A 13,531-nucleotide genomic window follows, 5' to 3' on the forward strand; every position below is an offset into this window, starting at 1 on the left:
TGTGTTTTGGATGATCCGAATTATCTCATACGGCTCGTTAAGTCCGACAGGCTGCTAGGGCCTCCGCACTCGGATGACATGATTAACCATTCGGATGGTCAGAGACTTGCATAAGCGGCCCGGAATCGCGTCTACTTCCCAGCTTTGCCCGCATGGATGTGAGCACGCCTGGAGTCAGCCTGATGCAAGCCCTTGAACACATTGACGATCCCCGCCAGCCCAGCAATGGCACCTTGCACGACTTCCGCGAAATTCTCGTGATCGCCATCTGCGCGGTGCTGTCGGACAACGACACCTTCGAGGAAATGACGGTGGGCCAGTCGAGTCCGGCAGCGTCGGCCAGACCGACATACTTGGTAACGACGCCCTTGGTCACCGGGAGCTGGCCAGCGAAAGCGTCCCGCGTGCAGACGGCGCTGACAGAGCCAGACACCGGTGCCGTCCCAGATCAGCAGCTTCAGGCGAGTCCGATCCCGGTTGGTAAAGGCGTAGGCGGTGCCGTCACACGGCGAGCGCCCGACCAACTGCTGCACATGCTGCGACAGCCGCTCGGCGCCCCAGCGCATGTCCAGCGGTTCGACGGCAAGAAACACCTGCTCGGGCCGGATCATGGCAACAACTCCCGCAGCCACCGGGCACAGGCTTCGGCCTGCGAAGCCGGCCAGGTGACATTCAGCCAGGTATCGCCACGCCGCAACTCGAGGCGAATGGGCTCAGCAGGGGGCGGAGTGGATAGTGGCGTAGCTCGTAGTTTGGGTAATTGCTTCTTTGGCAGCACTCAGGGCGTTGCTACGGGCATCGTCACCCATGTTGACGGCTTCGGCACGGATGAAGCGCACGTCGCTGATGCCGAGGAAGCCAAGTGCGGTCTTCAGGTAGTCTTCCTGGAAGTCCATGGCCTGGCCTTGTTCGTTGCTGTAGACGCCGCCGCGGGCGGAGACCACGTAAACGGTCTTGCCGCCAGCCAGGCCCACCGGGCCGGTTTCGGTGTACTTGAAGGTGCGGCCGGCGACCGCAACGCGGTCGATCCAGGCTTTCAGTTGCGACGGGATGGAGAAGTTGTACATCGGTGCGCCGATGACCAGGATCTCGCTGCCGAGGAATTCGCCGATCAGCTGTTCGCTGCGGGCGCGCTCGCTGCGCTGCAGCTCGCTCCAGTCGCTTTCCGGGGTAAAGGCGGCGCCGAGGATCTCACCCGACAGGTGCGGAATTTCGTTGCTGGCCAGGTCGTGGTAGATGACGCTGGTGCTGCCGTGTTGCGCTTGCAGGCCGTCGACCAGCGCGCGGGTCAGCTGGCGGGTAATCGAGTTGTCATTGAGGACGCTGGAATCAAGGTGCAGGATTTTCATGGTGGGCTCCGTTTCGGGTGAGTGCCGGTTGGCAGTAGCAATGGAGTGCATGATAGTTTTTGCGACAATATCGGACTAGACTGCGAAATCGGGAATGATTGTCCTGAACTTGATACCAATTCCGACGGAGTGCACTCGATGCATGACCTGAACGACCTGTATTTCTTTGCCAAGGTGGCCGAGCACGGCGGTTTCATGGCTGCGGCACGGCAGATCGGGGTACCCAAGTCGCGGCTGTCGCGCCGTGTTGCCGAGCTGGAGGCGCAGCTGGGAGTGCGGTTGCTGCAGCGGACGACACGGCGGCTGGCGCTGACCGAGGTGGGGCAGGCCTACTTTGGTCACTGCCAGGCGATGCTGGCCGAGGCGGAGGCGGCGCAGGAGGCGATCGCGCGCGCCACCGACGTGCCGCGCGGCCTGGTGCGGGTGAGCTGTCCGGACCTGCTGGCGCAGTCGCTGCTGGCGCCCTTGCTGCCGGAATTCATGGCGCAGTATCCGGAGGTGCGCATCCTGCTGGAGGTGACCGGGCGCCGTGTCGACCTGATCAATGACGGCATCGATGTCGCGCTGCGGGTGCGTTCGCGGCTGGAGGACAGTGCCAGCATCGTGGCGCGCCCGCTGGGGCAGTCTCCGCTTTTCCTGGTGGCCAGCCCGGCGCTGCTGGCCGAGCGCGGCCTGCCGCAGCATCCGTCCGAGCTGGCGTCATGGCCGGCGCTGGTGATGTCGCGGCCGGACGGGCGCGGCGAGTGGACGATGCACGACGAGGTCGGCCAGCTGTACAGCGTGCAGCTGGCATCGCCGCGGCTGATGAGCGACAACCTGGTGGTGCTGGCGCAGGCGGCGATCGATGGCTGCGGCGTGGCGGCCTTGCCAATGCTGGTCTGCCAGCAGGCGCTGGCCGACGGCCGGCTGCGGCGGCTGTTGCCGACTTTCTCCATGCCGGGCGGCATCCTGCACCTGGCCTTTACCGGACGTCGCCATCTGGTGCCGGCGGTGCGGGTGTTTGTCGATTTTCTGGTGGCGCGCACACCGCAGTGGAATGCGCGTTTCGAATGACGCTATTGCGGCCAACTGCGTGCCGTATGACGCGGTTCGCCGCCGCTTGCTGCCGGCAATGAGATAAAAGGGCGTCAAGGTTGGCCGCAAGGGCACATCCGGCGCGCGCTGTGGCGCCGCATTTATCGCAGGCGTCAGCGGCGCTTCTGCTACAATCCTGCCCCCTCCTTATCGAATGAACGGGTTGCACGATGGTTATTCCGGCATGCGGTGTCGATTTTGGCACCTCCAACTCCACGGTCGCCTGTTTCCGCGCCGGGCAGAGCCAGTTGCTGATGCTGGAAGACGACAAGGCGACCCTGCCGTCGGTGGTGTTCTTCAATGCCGAGGAGGAGAGCACTGCCTTTGGCCGCGCCGCGATCGGTGAATACCTGGACGGCTACGAGGGGCGGTTGATGCGCTCGCTGAAGAGCCTGCTCGGCACCAGCCTGATGAACGGCCAGACCGAGGTCAATGGCCGCGCGCTGCGTTTCATCGACTTGCTGTCCTCCTTCATCGGCACCCTCAAGCAGCGCGCCGAGCAGCAGGCGGGGCAGACGTTCAGCCGCGCGGTGTTCGGCCGGCCGGTGTTTTTCATCGACGATGACCCGGTCGACGACCAGCTGGCGCAGGACACGCTGGCCGATGTCGCGCGCCGCGCCGGTTTTCAGGAAGTCGCCTTCCAGTTCGAGCCGATTGCCGCGGCCTTCGACTACGAAAGCCGCATCGAGCGCGAAGAGCTGGTGCTGATCGTCGATATCGGCGGCGGTACCTCGGATTTTTCGCTGGTACGGCTGTCGCCGCAGCGCCGCCACCTGCTGGATCGCCGTGACGACATCCTCGCCAACGGCGGCGTGCATATCGGCGGCACCGACTTCGACAAGCAGCTGAGCCTGCACGGCGTGATGCCGCTGCTGGGCTATCGCACACGGCTGAAGAACAACGCCGAGGTGCCGTCCGGCTATTATTTCAACCTCGCCACCTGGCACACCATCAACTTTGCCTATACCCGCAAGACGCTGGCCGATCTGCAGGGGGTGTACGCCGACGCGCTGGAGCGCGACAAGCTGGACCGCCTGTTCTCGGTGATCAACAAGCGCGCCGGCCACTGGCTGGCGATCCAGGTGGAGGCGGCAAAGATCGCGCTGTCCGACAGCGAGGCGCATCTGCTGGCGCTGGACGAGATTGCCGACGGTCTCACGCACCAGCTGACACGCAGCCAGTTCGACGAGGCGATCGTGCACCAGATCGACAGCGTGACGCAGACCATCGGCCGCCTGCTGCAGGATGCCGGCATCAGTGCGGCGCAGATCGATACCGTGTTTTTTACCGGCGGCGCCAGCGCGGTGCCCTTGCTGCGCGAGCGGGTGGCGGCGCTACTGCCGCAGGCGGCCAAGGTCGAGGGCGACCGTTACGGCAGCATCGGCAGCGGGCTGGCACTGGACGCGATGCGCCGCTTCGGCTGAGTGTTGTTTGGCCGGGCGTGCCTGCCGGTAATGGTGGATGTGATTGCGGCCAACCTTGGGGATCAAGGTTGGCCGCAATGTCTGATGGGGCGGGGATGCCGGCGGCGGGAGCTCAGCCGACGAACTCCACCGGCACGAAATAGCTGTGGCCGATACGGGTCAGCAGTACCTGCGGCCGGCCTTCGACCACGGTGCGGAAGGCGCGTGGCAGGCGCTTCCAGTCACGGAACATCATCTTGATCGGGTCGTTGTAGCGGTTCATGGCTTGCTCCTTGTGGTCAGTCCACGGCATGAATGACGCTGGTCACCACGCCCCAGATAAAGAAACTGGCATCTTCGGGTACTTCGATCGGCTTGAAATCCGGGTTTTCCGGCAGCAGGCGGATGCGTCCGGCGGAGCGTTCCAGCCGTTTTACCGTCAGTTCGTCGTTGATCACCGCCACTACCACCTTGCCATTACGCGGTTCCAGCGAGCGGTCGACCACCAGCATGTCGCCGTCGTGGATACCGGCATTGATCATGGAGTCGCCCTTGACGGTGACGAGGAAGGTCGATGCCGGCTTGCGTACCAGATGCTGGTTGAGATCAATGTCGGCTTCTTTCAGGTCGTCGGCGGCAACCGGCGAGCCGGCTGGCACGCGGCTGGCAAACAGCGGCAGCGACAGGTTTTTCAGCGCCTCGCCGAGCAGGGCGATGTCGCCGACACTGCTGTGGTTGATGCTGCGCAGGCTGCGGTATTCGTCCAGCCAGTTTTCCAGTACCGGTTTCAGCGGCTCCGGTACACGCATGGCGACGGTCTTGTCACCACCGAAGCGGGATTTGCGGCCGGCGCCTTCGCGCTTTCCTCCTTGCGATGACATCTTGTTTCCTCCTTGCTTTTGATTGTGTACGAATTCAAAAAGCAAGGCAAGATAATTGTGGTGCCGTCTGGATCGGCTGTGGTTTTTTGGCAGAAACCATTGCGGATCAGCTGCTTGGCACTATTATCGCCGGGGCGGGCCGCAGCCGGTACGGTGGCATGCGGCCAACCTTGGCCGCACGCCGGGAGTGGGATGCGGGCCGGCGTCACGCCGGCCCGTGACGGCTCAGCGGCCGTCGCCGGCCTTGATGATCTTCAGGGTGTTGGTGCTGCCCATCAGGCCGACGCTGTCGCCGACGGTGACTACCAGCACATCGCCCGGCTGTACGCGGCCCTGTTCCAGCAGCTTGCGCTCGGCGGCGGCGAGCAGCTTTTTCGAATCGGCAGCGGTCGGCAGCAGCATCGGGTACACGTCGCGGTACAGTGCCAGGCGGCGGTAGGTGCTCACCTCCGGCGTCAGCGCGTAGATCGGCACGCCGCAGTTGACGCGGCTCACCCACAGCGCGGTAGAGCCGGTCTGCGTCAGCGCCACCAGTGCGCGTACCGGCAGGTGATTGGCGGTGAATAGTGCGGCCATGGCGATGGACTGGTCGACGCGGCTGAATTCGCGGTTGAGGAAGGCGCGTTCCAGCTGGTAGTCGGACGAGGTTTCCGCTTCCAGGCAGACGCGCGACATCGCTTCTACCGTTTCCACCGGATACTGGCCGGCGGCGGTCTCCGCCGACAGCATCACCGCATCGGTGCCGTCCAGCACCGCGTTGGCAACGTCGGAGACCTCGGCGCGGGTCGGCACCGGGCTGGAGATCATCGATTCCATCATCTGGGTGGCGGTGATGGTCAGCTTGTTGCGCTCGCGGGCGAGGCGGATCATGCGCTTTTGCAAGGCCGGCACCGCAGCATCGCCGACTTCCACCGCCAGGTCGCCGCGCGCCACCATGATGCCGTCGGCGGAATCGATCAGGTCGTCAAGGTTGGCGATCGCCTCGCAGCGCTCGATCTTGGCGATGATGCGCGCCTGGCTGCCGGCGGCGTGGATCAGCGTGCGCGCCATGTACAGGTCGGCGCTACTTTTTGGAAACGACACCGCCACGTAGTCGGCTTCCAGTCGTGCGGCGGTCTTGATGTCGTCGATGTCCTTGCCGGTCAGCGCCGGTGCGGTCAGGCCGCCGCCCTGGCGGTTGATGCCCTTGTTGTTGGACAGCACGCCGCCGACCTTGACGCGGGTGTGGATCTGGTTGCCGACGACCTTTTCCACGGTCAGCACGATGCGGCCGTCGTCGAGCAGCAGCACCACGCCGCTTTCGACGTCGTTGGGCAGCTCCTTGTAGTCGAGGCCGACGCGGCCGTCGTCGCCCAGCTCGCAGTCGGCGTCGAGGATGAACGGCTGGCCGTTGGTGAGCGTGGTCTTGCCGTTGGCAAACTTGCCGACGCGGATTTTCGGGCCCTGCAGGTCGACCATGATGGCTACCGGTACGCCGAGGCGTTCCGCGGTGGCACGCACCAGCGCGGCGCGGTCGAGGTGGTCCTGGGCGCTGCCGTGCGAGAAGTTGAGGCGGACGACGTTGACGCCGGCTTGCAGCAGGCGTTCCAGGGTTGCCGGGTCGCTGGAGGCGGGGCCGAGGGTGGCGACAATCTTGGTGCGGCGGGTCATGGGGTTGCTCTCCGTTATTGGGTGCCTGTAATTATGGTACGGAATGGCGTTGTAATTAAGTGGCTACAGCAGTAATAAAATTACGACGCAACAAGGTTGGCCGCAAACCGCCATCCTGCCGGTGCGGATGGCGGGGTGCTGCATGGCAGCGTTATGGCATAAATTGTGACTATGGCGGCATGGGCGTTGTTTTTGTGCCAAGCGGATTCGTGATTGTAATCAATCACTCGCGTTTTTGCGGCGGACTGGCTACCGCCGCCGCTAACGCGAAACGCTTGCATCCCGGACGCCCCGCCGGGGAGCGTGGTAAAGTGGATTGTCTACAAAAAGGGTGATCACGAGTCACCCTGTGATTATTTTGGCGGAATTATTGGCATGAAATGTCTCCGCCGGCGGAATAAAGGAGCGTCTTGTTGTGGTGAATATTGCAGCCCTCGAACCCACCATCGTGTGGGAACACTTTCAGACCCTGTGTGACATTCCTCGCCCTTCCAAGCATGAAGCGGCGCTGCGCGACTATCTGAAAGGCTGGGCGGAACTGCGCGGACTGGAGACGGTGGTCGATGCGGCCGGCAACCTGATCGTGCGCAAGGCGGCGACCCCGGGCATGGAGGACCGTGTCGGCGTGGTGCTGCAGGGCCACCTCGACATGGTGTGTCAGGCCAATACCGGTACCGTGCACGACTTCTTCAACGACCCGATCCGTCCGCTGCTGAAGGACGGCTGGCTGATCGCCGAGAACACCACGCTAGGCGCCGACAACGGCATCGGCGTGGCGCTGGGGCTGGCGGTGCTGGCCAGCGACGACATCGCGCACGGCCCGCTGGAAGTGCTGATGACGCTGGACGAAGAGGCCGGCATGGGCGGCGCGCTGGGGCTGGAGCCGGGGCTGTTGCAGGGGCGGATGCTGATCAATATCGATACCGAGGAGTGGGGCGAGTTCTACATGGGCTGTGCCGGCGGCATCGATGTCAACGCGCGGCGCAGCTACCAGCCGCAGCCGCTGCCGGCGGACTTCGAGGTGCGCCAGCTGACGGTGGCCGGGCTGGTCGGCGGCCACTCCGGCGCCGACATCCACCTCGGTCGCGGCAATGCCAACAAGGTGCTGATCCGCCTGTTGCGCGAGCTGGAGGCGGTCACCGACCTGCGCGTGGCCTCGTTCAATGGCGGCACCGCACGCAATGCACTGGCGCGCGAAGCCTTTGCCGTGGTCGCCTATCCGGCCGCCGATGGCGACAAGCTGGCGGCGTATCTGGACGCGTTCCAGGCGCTGATGCGCTTCGAGCTGGCCGGCGTTGACGAAGGCGTGAGTGTTGCGGCCAACCTTGCCCGTGCCGGCGAGGTGCTGGCACCGGCCGACCAGCAGGCGATCTTCAGCGCGCTGCACGCGGCACCGCACGGCGTGAAACGCATGAGCCAGCGTGTAGCCGGCGTGGTGGAAACATCCAACAACCTGGGGGTGATCAGCATTGCCGATGGCAAGGTGTTCACCAACCTGATGGTGCGCTCGCTGCTGGACAGCGGCTTCCGGAATCTGGCCGGCGAGATCGTTGATCTGTTCCGGCTGGCCGGTTTCGAGGTGGACACCGAGGGCGGCTACCCGGGCTGGGCGCCGAATCCGGGCTCGGCGCTGCTGGCGCTATTCCGGCAGGTGTATCGCCAGCAGTTCGGTGCCGACTCCGGCGTGCAGGTGATTCACGCCGGGCTGGAGTGCGGCATCATCGGCGCCAAGTATCCGCAGATGGACATGGTGTCGTTCGGCCCCAATATCCGCGGTGCGCATGCGCCGGGCGAGCGGGTGGAGGTGGCCTCGGTCGGCAAGGCGTGGCAATTGCTGCAGGCGGTGCTGGCCGCGGTGCCGGCCAGTGCCTGAGTCTGGAAGCACGCAGCATGAAAAAAACCCGCCGGTTGGCGGGTTTTTCATGGGCGCGGTCGCGCGTCAGGCGAGGTCGGTTCTGGTTTCGCGCACGCTGCTGGCGAGGTAGTGCCGGGCGTAGTCGAGGAAAGCGTCGGCGCTGAGCGGCCGCGAGTAATAGTAGCCCTGGATTTCGTTGGCACCGATTTCGAGAACCTTGCTCAGCTCGCTTTCGGTCTCGACGCCTTCGGCGACCACGGAAATGCCCAGCTGGTGCGACAGGCCGGTAATGGCCTGCACGAACAGCGGCAGCCGTTTGTCACGGTCCAGATGCCGGATGAAGGACTTGTCGATCTTGAGCTTGTCGAAACTGAGGTCCTTCAGGTAGGAGAACGACGACCAGCCGGTGCCGAAATCGTCCAGTGTGATGCGGATCTGCTTTTCCCGCAGCTGGCTGAATATCTTGCGGCTGAGCTGCACGTCTTCCAGCGCGATGTTTTCCGTCAGCTCCAGGATCAGCTGGCTGGCAGGCAGCGGGCCATCCTGCAGCCAGTTACAGACATGGTTGGCCAGGTGATGGTTGAAGATCGAGCTGCTGAGGTTGATCGAGAGGTGAAGGTGGCGCAGGGTATCGGCCGGGAAGCGGGCGATGTCATGCTGCATGCGGTGGAACAGCCACTCGCTCAGCTTTTCGCCCAGCCCGTTTTCCTCGGCAATCTCGATGATGTCCGGCGGGTCGATGAAGTTCAGCTCGGGGTGGTTCCAGCGGATGAGCAGCTCGGCACCTAGTCGCTGTGGCTGGCTGATGTCGATGATCGGCTGGTAGCACAGGTAAAGCTCGCTATTGTGCGGCTCGGCCAGCAATTCCTGCAGCCGGCCGGCCAGCAGCCGCTTGCGTTGGTAATGATCGAGCATGAAGCGGTTGAACACCTGATAACGCAGCTGCTTGTCCTGCTTGGCACTCAGTAGCGCCAGGTCGGCAAACAGCACCATGTCCGCTACCGAGCCGGCATGCTCCGGGTACTGGCTGATGCCCATGTTCAGTTTCACGCGGTGGGCCGGGTCTTCGCTGTGCAGCAGCCATTCAAGCTGGTTGTAGATCTTGCGGGAATAGGTGAACCAGTTGCTGTAGCCGGACATGCTGCCGAACATCACCAGTGCGAATTCATCGCTGCCGATGCGTGCCAGATAGATTTCGCTGTTCTGGTGCTGCCGCAGCAGGTTGGCAATCAGGGTCAGCAGCTGGTCGCCGGCGGCGTGGCCGAAGCTGTCGTTGACTTCCTTGAAGCGGCTGAGATCGATCAGGCACAGTACGGCTTGCGTGTCCGGCTTTGCCAGCAGTGCATGCATTCTGTCGTTAAAGGCGGCCCGGTTCGGCAGGCCGGTCAGCGGATCATTCCAGGCCAGAAAGTGCTGACGCTTGGCCTCGTAGAACAGGGTAGTCAGCATCGCCAATCCAACCAGGAGCAGGATGCCGAGGGCGATCAGGTTTTGGGTTTTGGATTGTTGCAGCAGCTGGCTTTCCTGCATGGCACCGGGGCCGGTAAAGTTTTGTACCGTGAGATCGTGTAGTAGGGGCATTTGCCGGCTCAGCTCGCGGCTCATCGCCTGCAGCGCCGGGTCGTTTTCTTTGGGGCTGGAGATGCTGCTTTCGTATTTCTGGAGAGTGGCAAAAATATTGCGGGTAATCTGCTCGGCACCGAAGCGGTTGCGGATTGCCCGGGTTTCTTCTGCCTGGGTGAAGGTATCCAGCCGGTTCCAGGCAATGTCGTAGCTCAGGTTCAGGTCATCCGCAGTGGTGCTGCCGCTCCGATACAGGACAAGCTGCTGTTCGAAATTACGCAGCTCGATTTCCAGCTGCGCCAGGGACCATGCCGATAATTGTGCCTGGCCGGTGACGAAGCGGAATGCCTGGTCATAGCGCCACGTCGACCAGGCTGTCACCGCGACGAAGGTGAACATGATCGTGGCCAGAAACAGAAACTTGATCCTACCCATTTTGCTTATCCGGCTTCGACGGAGTGTACTTGCCATACCATATAGCTATGGTATTGCTCCTTGTTGATCTCGGGATGTTCGCTCAGCGGAAGCATCAGCCAGACCGGGCCCTTGTTGCGGATGGTCAGTGCCTTGCCGTCGGCATGGGTGGCCAGAATGGCCTTGTACTTGTCGATTTCGGCGACCGGCACCTGGGCCCAATAGTCATTGAGTGCCCGGATTTTGACCGAACTGCTGGTGATCTGCAGTTTTTTCAGCAGCATGGCCAGCGATACGCCCTGATAGCGGCTTTTGGCCTTGGTCCAGGGCGTCTGGGTAATGATTTCGGACTGGGGCAGGGCGGCCAGGTCTTTCAGTGTGAAGCTTTGTTCGTTTTTACCCTGGCAGCAGCCGGCGCCCTTGATGGTCAGGATGACCTTGTCGGCGCTGAAGGCAGGCAGGGCGCAGCCCAACAGCAGGGATGCGGCGATGAGGGTGCGGGGCATTTTCATGTGTGGCTCCTTGGTGGTCGGTCGGGCGGCGGTGTGGGGATCGGTGGAATTTTATGCAGGGTAATCCACTACCAATATGCAATACGCTGTCGTATATGACAACCTGCCGGCAGGCGCCGCCCTGTCGTGTTCGGGTGGCGCCTGTTGTGCGGGCGTTGTTCAGCCCTTGGCAGTGTGGAAACGGCTGAAGCTTTGCCGGATGTCCTCGGTCAGCTCGCTCATGCGCGCGGCGGCGGAGACGGCCTCGTCGGCAGCTTCGCGGTTGCGCTGGGCGATGGCGGTGATGCGCTGCACTTCGCGTGACACCTGCTCGCCGGAGCGGGCCTGATCGGACAGCGAGCTGGCGATCGACAGCACGCTCTGGCCGACGGTCTCGGTGCCGCTCTGGATCGCGACGATCGATTCGCCGGCGCGCTGGCCCTGTGCCGCGCTGGTGTGGGCGCGTTCCACCGACTGGTTCATCGCTTCCACCGCCTGTTGCGAGCTGATGCGGATGGCGCCGATCATCTCGGCGATTTCGCCGGTGGCCTTGGTGGTGCGTTCGGCCAGTTTGCGCACTTCGTCGGCAACCACGGCAAAGCCGCGGCCCTGCTCGCCGGCGCGGGCAGCCTCGATGGCGGCGTTCAGCGCCAGCAGGTTGGTCTGGTCGGCAACGTCGCGGATCACCGACACGATGTTGTCGATGGTCTGCGACTGGCGGCCCAGCTCGTGAATGCTGCCGGCAGTGGACTTGATCAGGGTGCTGATGGCGTCCATTTCGCGTACCGCGCCCTGGATCACTTCCACGCCCTGGCGGGCATCGCCGCTGGCGGTGCGGGCCACGTTTTCGGCGCTGTCGGCACGGTGGTGCAGTTCCTGTACGCCGACGGCCATCTGCTGGATCACACTGGCCATCTCGTCGGCGGCGCGGTTCTGTTCTTCGGAGCGGCTGACCAGCCGCTGCATGGTGTTGCGCAGCTCGTCCGAGGCGGTGCCGCTTTCCTGCACGCTACGCTCGACGGTGCGCAGGGCATCGTTCAGTTCGTGGGTCATGCGCGACAGGTTGTACAGCAGTGAGCTGTTGTCGCCTTTGCCGATCTTGACGCTGACGCCGAGGTTGCCGTGCGCGATCTCCTTCATCACTTCGGCCGCGTAGTCCGGTTCGCCGCCGATCTGGCGCGTCAGCGAGCGGGCGATCAGCAGCGCCACCATGATGCTGGCGCCGACGCTGGCAAGAATGGCGATGATGGCTGCCAGCATGGTTTCTTGCAGGGTGCTGGTGGTGGAGGATTTCTGCTCTTCCATTACCTGGGTATGGTAGGCGATCAGCTTGTCCAGCTGGATGCTGAGCAGACGTTCCTGCGGTTCCAGCTTTTCCGAGACGATGATCGAGGCGTCCCATTTCTGGCGCACAATCATGGGCAGCAGCTTGTCGACCAGGACGTTGAATTCCTTCATCGACTTGTCGATCTTGCCGACCAGCTCGACCTCTTTCGGGTCCTTGGCCAGCGTCTGCATTTCCTTGAATTCCAGCTGCGCCTTGGCTGCCGATTTCTTCAGGATGTCGAGCTTTTCCTCAACCAGCTTGTCGTCGCTTTCCAGCAGGATGGTGCGCGCCGCGTTGGTCACCGACAGCAATGCCGCGCTGAGTGAGCGGGAGTTCTGGATTACCGGGATGCGGTATTCCACCAGTTCCGAGACCCGTTCCTGAATACCGCCGAGGCGGAACAGGGTAAAGGCCGAGCCCAGTACCAGTAGCGTGATGACGGCGCCAAAGCCCAGCGCCAGGCGCTGGGCCAGTTTCAGTTTCCCCATGATTTTGTCCTTGCAGAGTTTTTGTAGATTAGGGTCGGATGCGCGGCGCATACGGTGTGTGCCGCATTGTGATGTGGTCGATATTAAATGTAGTCGTGATTCTTTAGAATCCCTAGCGTAATAATCGCCACCTTGTGCAGGGACTTTACGGGGATCCCCGTATTTTTGTCACGCTCCGCCTTGCCGTTGCGGCCAACGTTGGCCGCAACATGTGGTGGTCTTGCCGCAACCCGGCTCAGTGCTCGCGGCGGCGCAGTTGCTCGACGGCATGCTTGATCAGCCAGTGGGCGATGGAGTGCCCGGCCGGGGTTGGCGGCAGGTGGTCGATGTCGAACCAGTCGGCGGCTTCGATCTCGCCCGGCTGCGGCGTGATCTCGCCGGCGGCGTATTCGGCGGTGAAGGCCAGCATCAGCGAGTGTGGGAACGGCCAGGATTGCGAGCCGACATAGTGCAGCTGCCGGATACGGATGCCGACCTCTTCTGCCGTTTCGCGCTCGACGCAGGCTTCCAGCGTTTCGCCTGGCTCGACGAAGCCGGCGAGGGCGCTGTACAGGCCGGGGCTGAAGTGCGGGCCGCGGGCGAGCAGGATTTCGCGGCCGCGGGTGACCGCTACCATCATCGCCGGCGACAGGCGCGGGTAGTACAGCTCGCCGCAGGACGGGCAGCCGCGGCCGTGATCGTGCTGGTGCGCTTGCAGCGGCTGGGCGCAGGCGCCGCAAAAGCGGTGGCTGTGCTCGAAGCGCCGCAACTGCGCGGCGCGGGCCAGCAGCGGCACCGCGTCGGCAGGGAGGCCTTGCAGCGCCTGGCGCAGGGTGTGGGCCTGCCACTGTGGCGCTGCCGTGCCGATCAGCTCGGCGCTGAACAGGTTGAACTGGCCGTTGTGGCCGATGAAGTGCGGATTGCTGCTGTGTGCCGGGCGTTGTGCGGGGAAGGCGCCGGCATCGAGCCACACCTGCTGGCCGTCAAACAGGCACCAGCGGGTAGGCAGGGCAGGGTTGGCGGCGGCGGGCAAATGGAGTGTCATGGCGGGTGGCTG

11 protein-coding genes and 2 pseudogenes are annotated in these 13,531 nt (G+C 63.5%); 4 read left to right on the plus strand and 9 right to left on the minus strand.

From position 1 onward, the window contains the following. Positions 1–182: 182 nt before the first annotated feature. A pseudogene (locus tag IE083_RS08285) lies at positions 183–311 on the plus strand (transposase family protein); the annotation flags it as partial. Positions 312–386: 75 nt separating this feature from the next. Here IE083_RS08285 and tnpB read toward each other — a convergent pair. Both tnpB and IE083_RS08295 read right to left on the minus strand, forming a co-directional pair. Continuing rightward, positions 387–611 (minus strand): annotated as a pseudogene (gene tnpB, locus IE083_RS15800) (IS66 family insertion sequence element accessory protein TnpB); the annotation flags it as partial. Positions 612–713: 102 nt separating this feature from the next. Further along, positions 714–1,349: an FMN-dependent NADH-azoreductase gene (locus tag IE083_RS08295; RefSeq protein ID WP_189353140.1), complete on the minus strand. Its 636-nt coding sequence runs from the start codon at positions 1,347–1,349 to the stop codon at positions 714–716. Between the two features lie 138 nt (positions 1,350–1,487). Here IE083_RS08295 and IE083_RS08300 point away from each other — a divergent pair, with 138 nt between their 5' ends. After that, the gene (locus IE083_RS08300) at positions 1,488–2,402 is read left to right on the plus strand and encodes a LysR family transcriptional regulator (RefSeq protein WP_189353141.1); all 915 of its coding nucleotides are present in this window, start codon (positions 1,488–1,490) and stop codon (positions 2,400–2,402) included. A 191-nt stretch (positions 2,403–2,593) separates the two neighbouring features. Then, the gene (locus tag IE083_RS08305) at positions 2,594–3,847 is read left to right on the plus strand and encodes an Hsp70 family protein (RefSeq protein WP_189353142.1); all 1,254 of its coding nucleotides are present in this window, start codon (positions 2,594–2,596) and stop codon (positions 3,845–3,847) included. 112 nt (positions 3,848–3,959) lie between these two features. Here the strand turns inward: IE083_RS08305 and IE083_RS08310 are convergent, their stop codons facing one another. From IE083_RS08310 to pyk, 3 genes are all read right to left on the minus strand, one after another. Then, positions 3,960–4,109, minus strand: coding sequence for a hypothetical protein (locus tag IE083_RS08310; RefSeq protein ID WP_189353143.1), 150 nt, complete (start codon positions 4,107–4,109; stop codon positions 3,960–3,962). 16 nt (positions 4,110–4,125) lie between these two features. After that, positions 4,126–4,707: a LexA family protein gene (locus IE083_RS08315; RefSeq protein ID WP_189353144.1), complete on the minus strand. Its 582-nt coding sequence runs from the start codon at positions 4,705–4,707 to the stop codon at positions 4,126–4,128. A gap of 225 nt (positions 4,708–4,932) precedes the next feature. After that, positions 4,933–6,357, minus strand: coding sequence for a pyruvate kinase (gene pyk / locus IE083_RS08320; RefSeq protein ID WP_189353145.1), 1,425 nt, complete (start codon positions 6,355–6,357; stop codon positions 4,933–4,935). Between the two features lie 418 nt (positions 6,358–6,775). Here pyk and IE083_RS08325 point away from each other — a divergent pair, with 418 nt between their 5' ends. Continuing rightward, on the plus strand, positions 6,776–8,230 hold the full coding sequence (locus IE083_RS08325; protein ID WP_229799661.1) for an aminoacyl-histidine dipeptidase: 1,455 nt from the start codon (positions 6,776–6,778) through the stop codon (positions 8,228–8,230). A gap of 66 nt (positions 8,231–8,296) precedes the next feature. On the opposite strand, the gene IE083_RS08330 is transcribed toward IE083_RS08325, so the two are convergent. The 4 genes from IE083_RS08330 to nudC form a co-directional block, all read right to left on the minus strand. Then, positions 8,297–10,174 carry a putative bifunctional diguanylate cyclase/phosphodiesterase gene (locus IE083_RS08330; RefSeq protein ID WP_189353147.1) on the minus strand — a complete coding sequence of 626 codons (1,878 nt, stop codon included), beginning with the start codon at positions 10,172–10,174 and terminating at the stop codon, positions 8,297–8,299. Positions 10,175–10,215: 41 nt separating this feature from the next. After that, positions 10,216–10,701, minus strand: coding sequence for a putative pterin-binding protein (locus IE083_RS08335; protein ID WP_189353148.1), 486 nt, complete (start codon positions 10,699–10,701; stop codon positions 10,216–10,218). Positions 10,702–10,860: 159 nt separating this feature from the next. Then, the gene (locus tag IE083_RS08340) at positions 10,861–12,495 is read right to left on the minus strand and encodes a methyl-accepting chemotaxis protein (protein WP_189353149.1); all 1,635 of its coding nucleotides are present in this window, start codon (positions 12,493–12,495) and stop codon (positions 10,861–10,863) included. A 235-nt stretch (positions 12,496–12,730) separates the two neighbouring features. Further along, positions 12,731–13,519: an NAD(+) diphosphatase gene (gene nudC / locus IE083_RS08345; protein WP_189353150.1), complete on the minus strand. Its 789-nt coding sequence runs from the start codon at positions 13,517–13,519 to the stop codon at positions 12,731–12,733. Between the last annotated feature and the right edge of the window lie 12 nt (positions 13,520–13,531).

Origin of the sequence: Vogesella fluminis (assembly GCF_014652335.1) — a bacterium.
GTDB lineage: Bacteria > Pseudomonadota > Gammaproteobacteria > Burkholderiales > Chromobacteriaceae > Vogesella > Vogesella fluminis.

What these genes read in the sequence shown, in the direction of transcription:
- IE083_RS08310 (WP_189353143.1), bottom strand. Translation starts at nt 4,109, where the DNA reads ATGAACCGCTACAACGACCCGATCAAGATGATGTTCCGTGACTGGAAG.
- IE083_RS08305 (WP_189353142.1), top strand. Translation starts at nt 2,594, where the DNA reads ATGGTTATTCCGGCATGCGGTGTCGATTTTGGCACCTCCAACTCCACG.
- IE083_RS08315 (WP_189353144.1), bottom strand. Translation starts at nt 4,707, where the DNA reads ATGTCATCGCAAGGAGGAAAGCGCGAAGGCGCCGGCCGCAAATCCCGC.
- IE083_RS08330 (WP_189353147.1), bottom strand. Translation starts at nt 10,174, where the DNA reads ATGTTCACCTTCGTCGCGGTGACAGCCTGGTCGACGTGGCGCTATGAC.
- nudC (WP_189353150.1), bottom strand. Translation starts at nt 13,519, where the DNA reads ATGACACTCCATTTGCCCGCCGCCGCCAACCCTGCCCTGCCTACCCGC.
- pyk (WP_189353145.1), bottom strand. Translation starts at nt 6,357, where the DNA reads ATGACCCGCCGCACCAAGATTGTCGCCACCCTCGGCCCCGCCTCCAGC.
- IE083_RS08300 (WP_189353141.1), top strand. Translation starts at nt 1,488, where the DNA reads ATGCATGACCTGAACGACCTGTATTTCTTTGCCAAGGTGGCCGAGCAC.
- IE083_RS08295 (WP_189353140.1), bottom strand. Translation starts at nt 1,349, where the DNA reads ATGAAAATCCTGCACCTTGATTCCAGCGTCCTCAATGACAACTCGATT.
- IE083_RS08335 (WP_189353148.1), bottom strand. Translation starts at nt 10,701, where the DNA reads ATGAAAATGCCCCGCACCCTCATCGCCGCATCCCTGCTGTTGGGCTGC.
- IE083_RS08340 (WP_189353149.1), bottom strand. Translation starts at nt 12,495, where the DNA reads ATGGGGAAACTGAAACTGGCCCAGCGCCTGGCGCTGGGCTTTGGCGCC.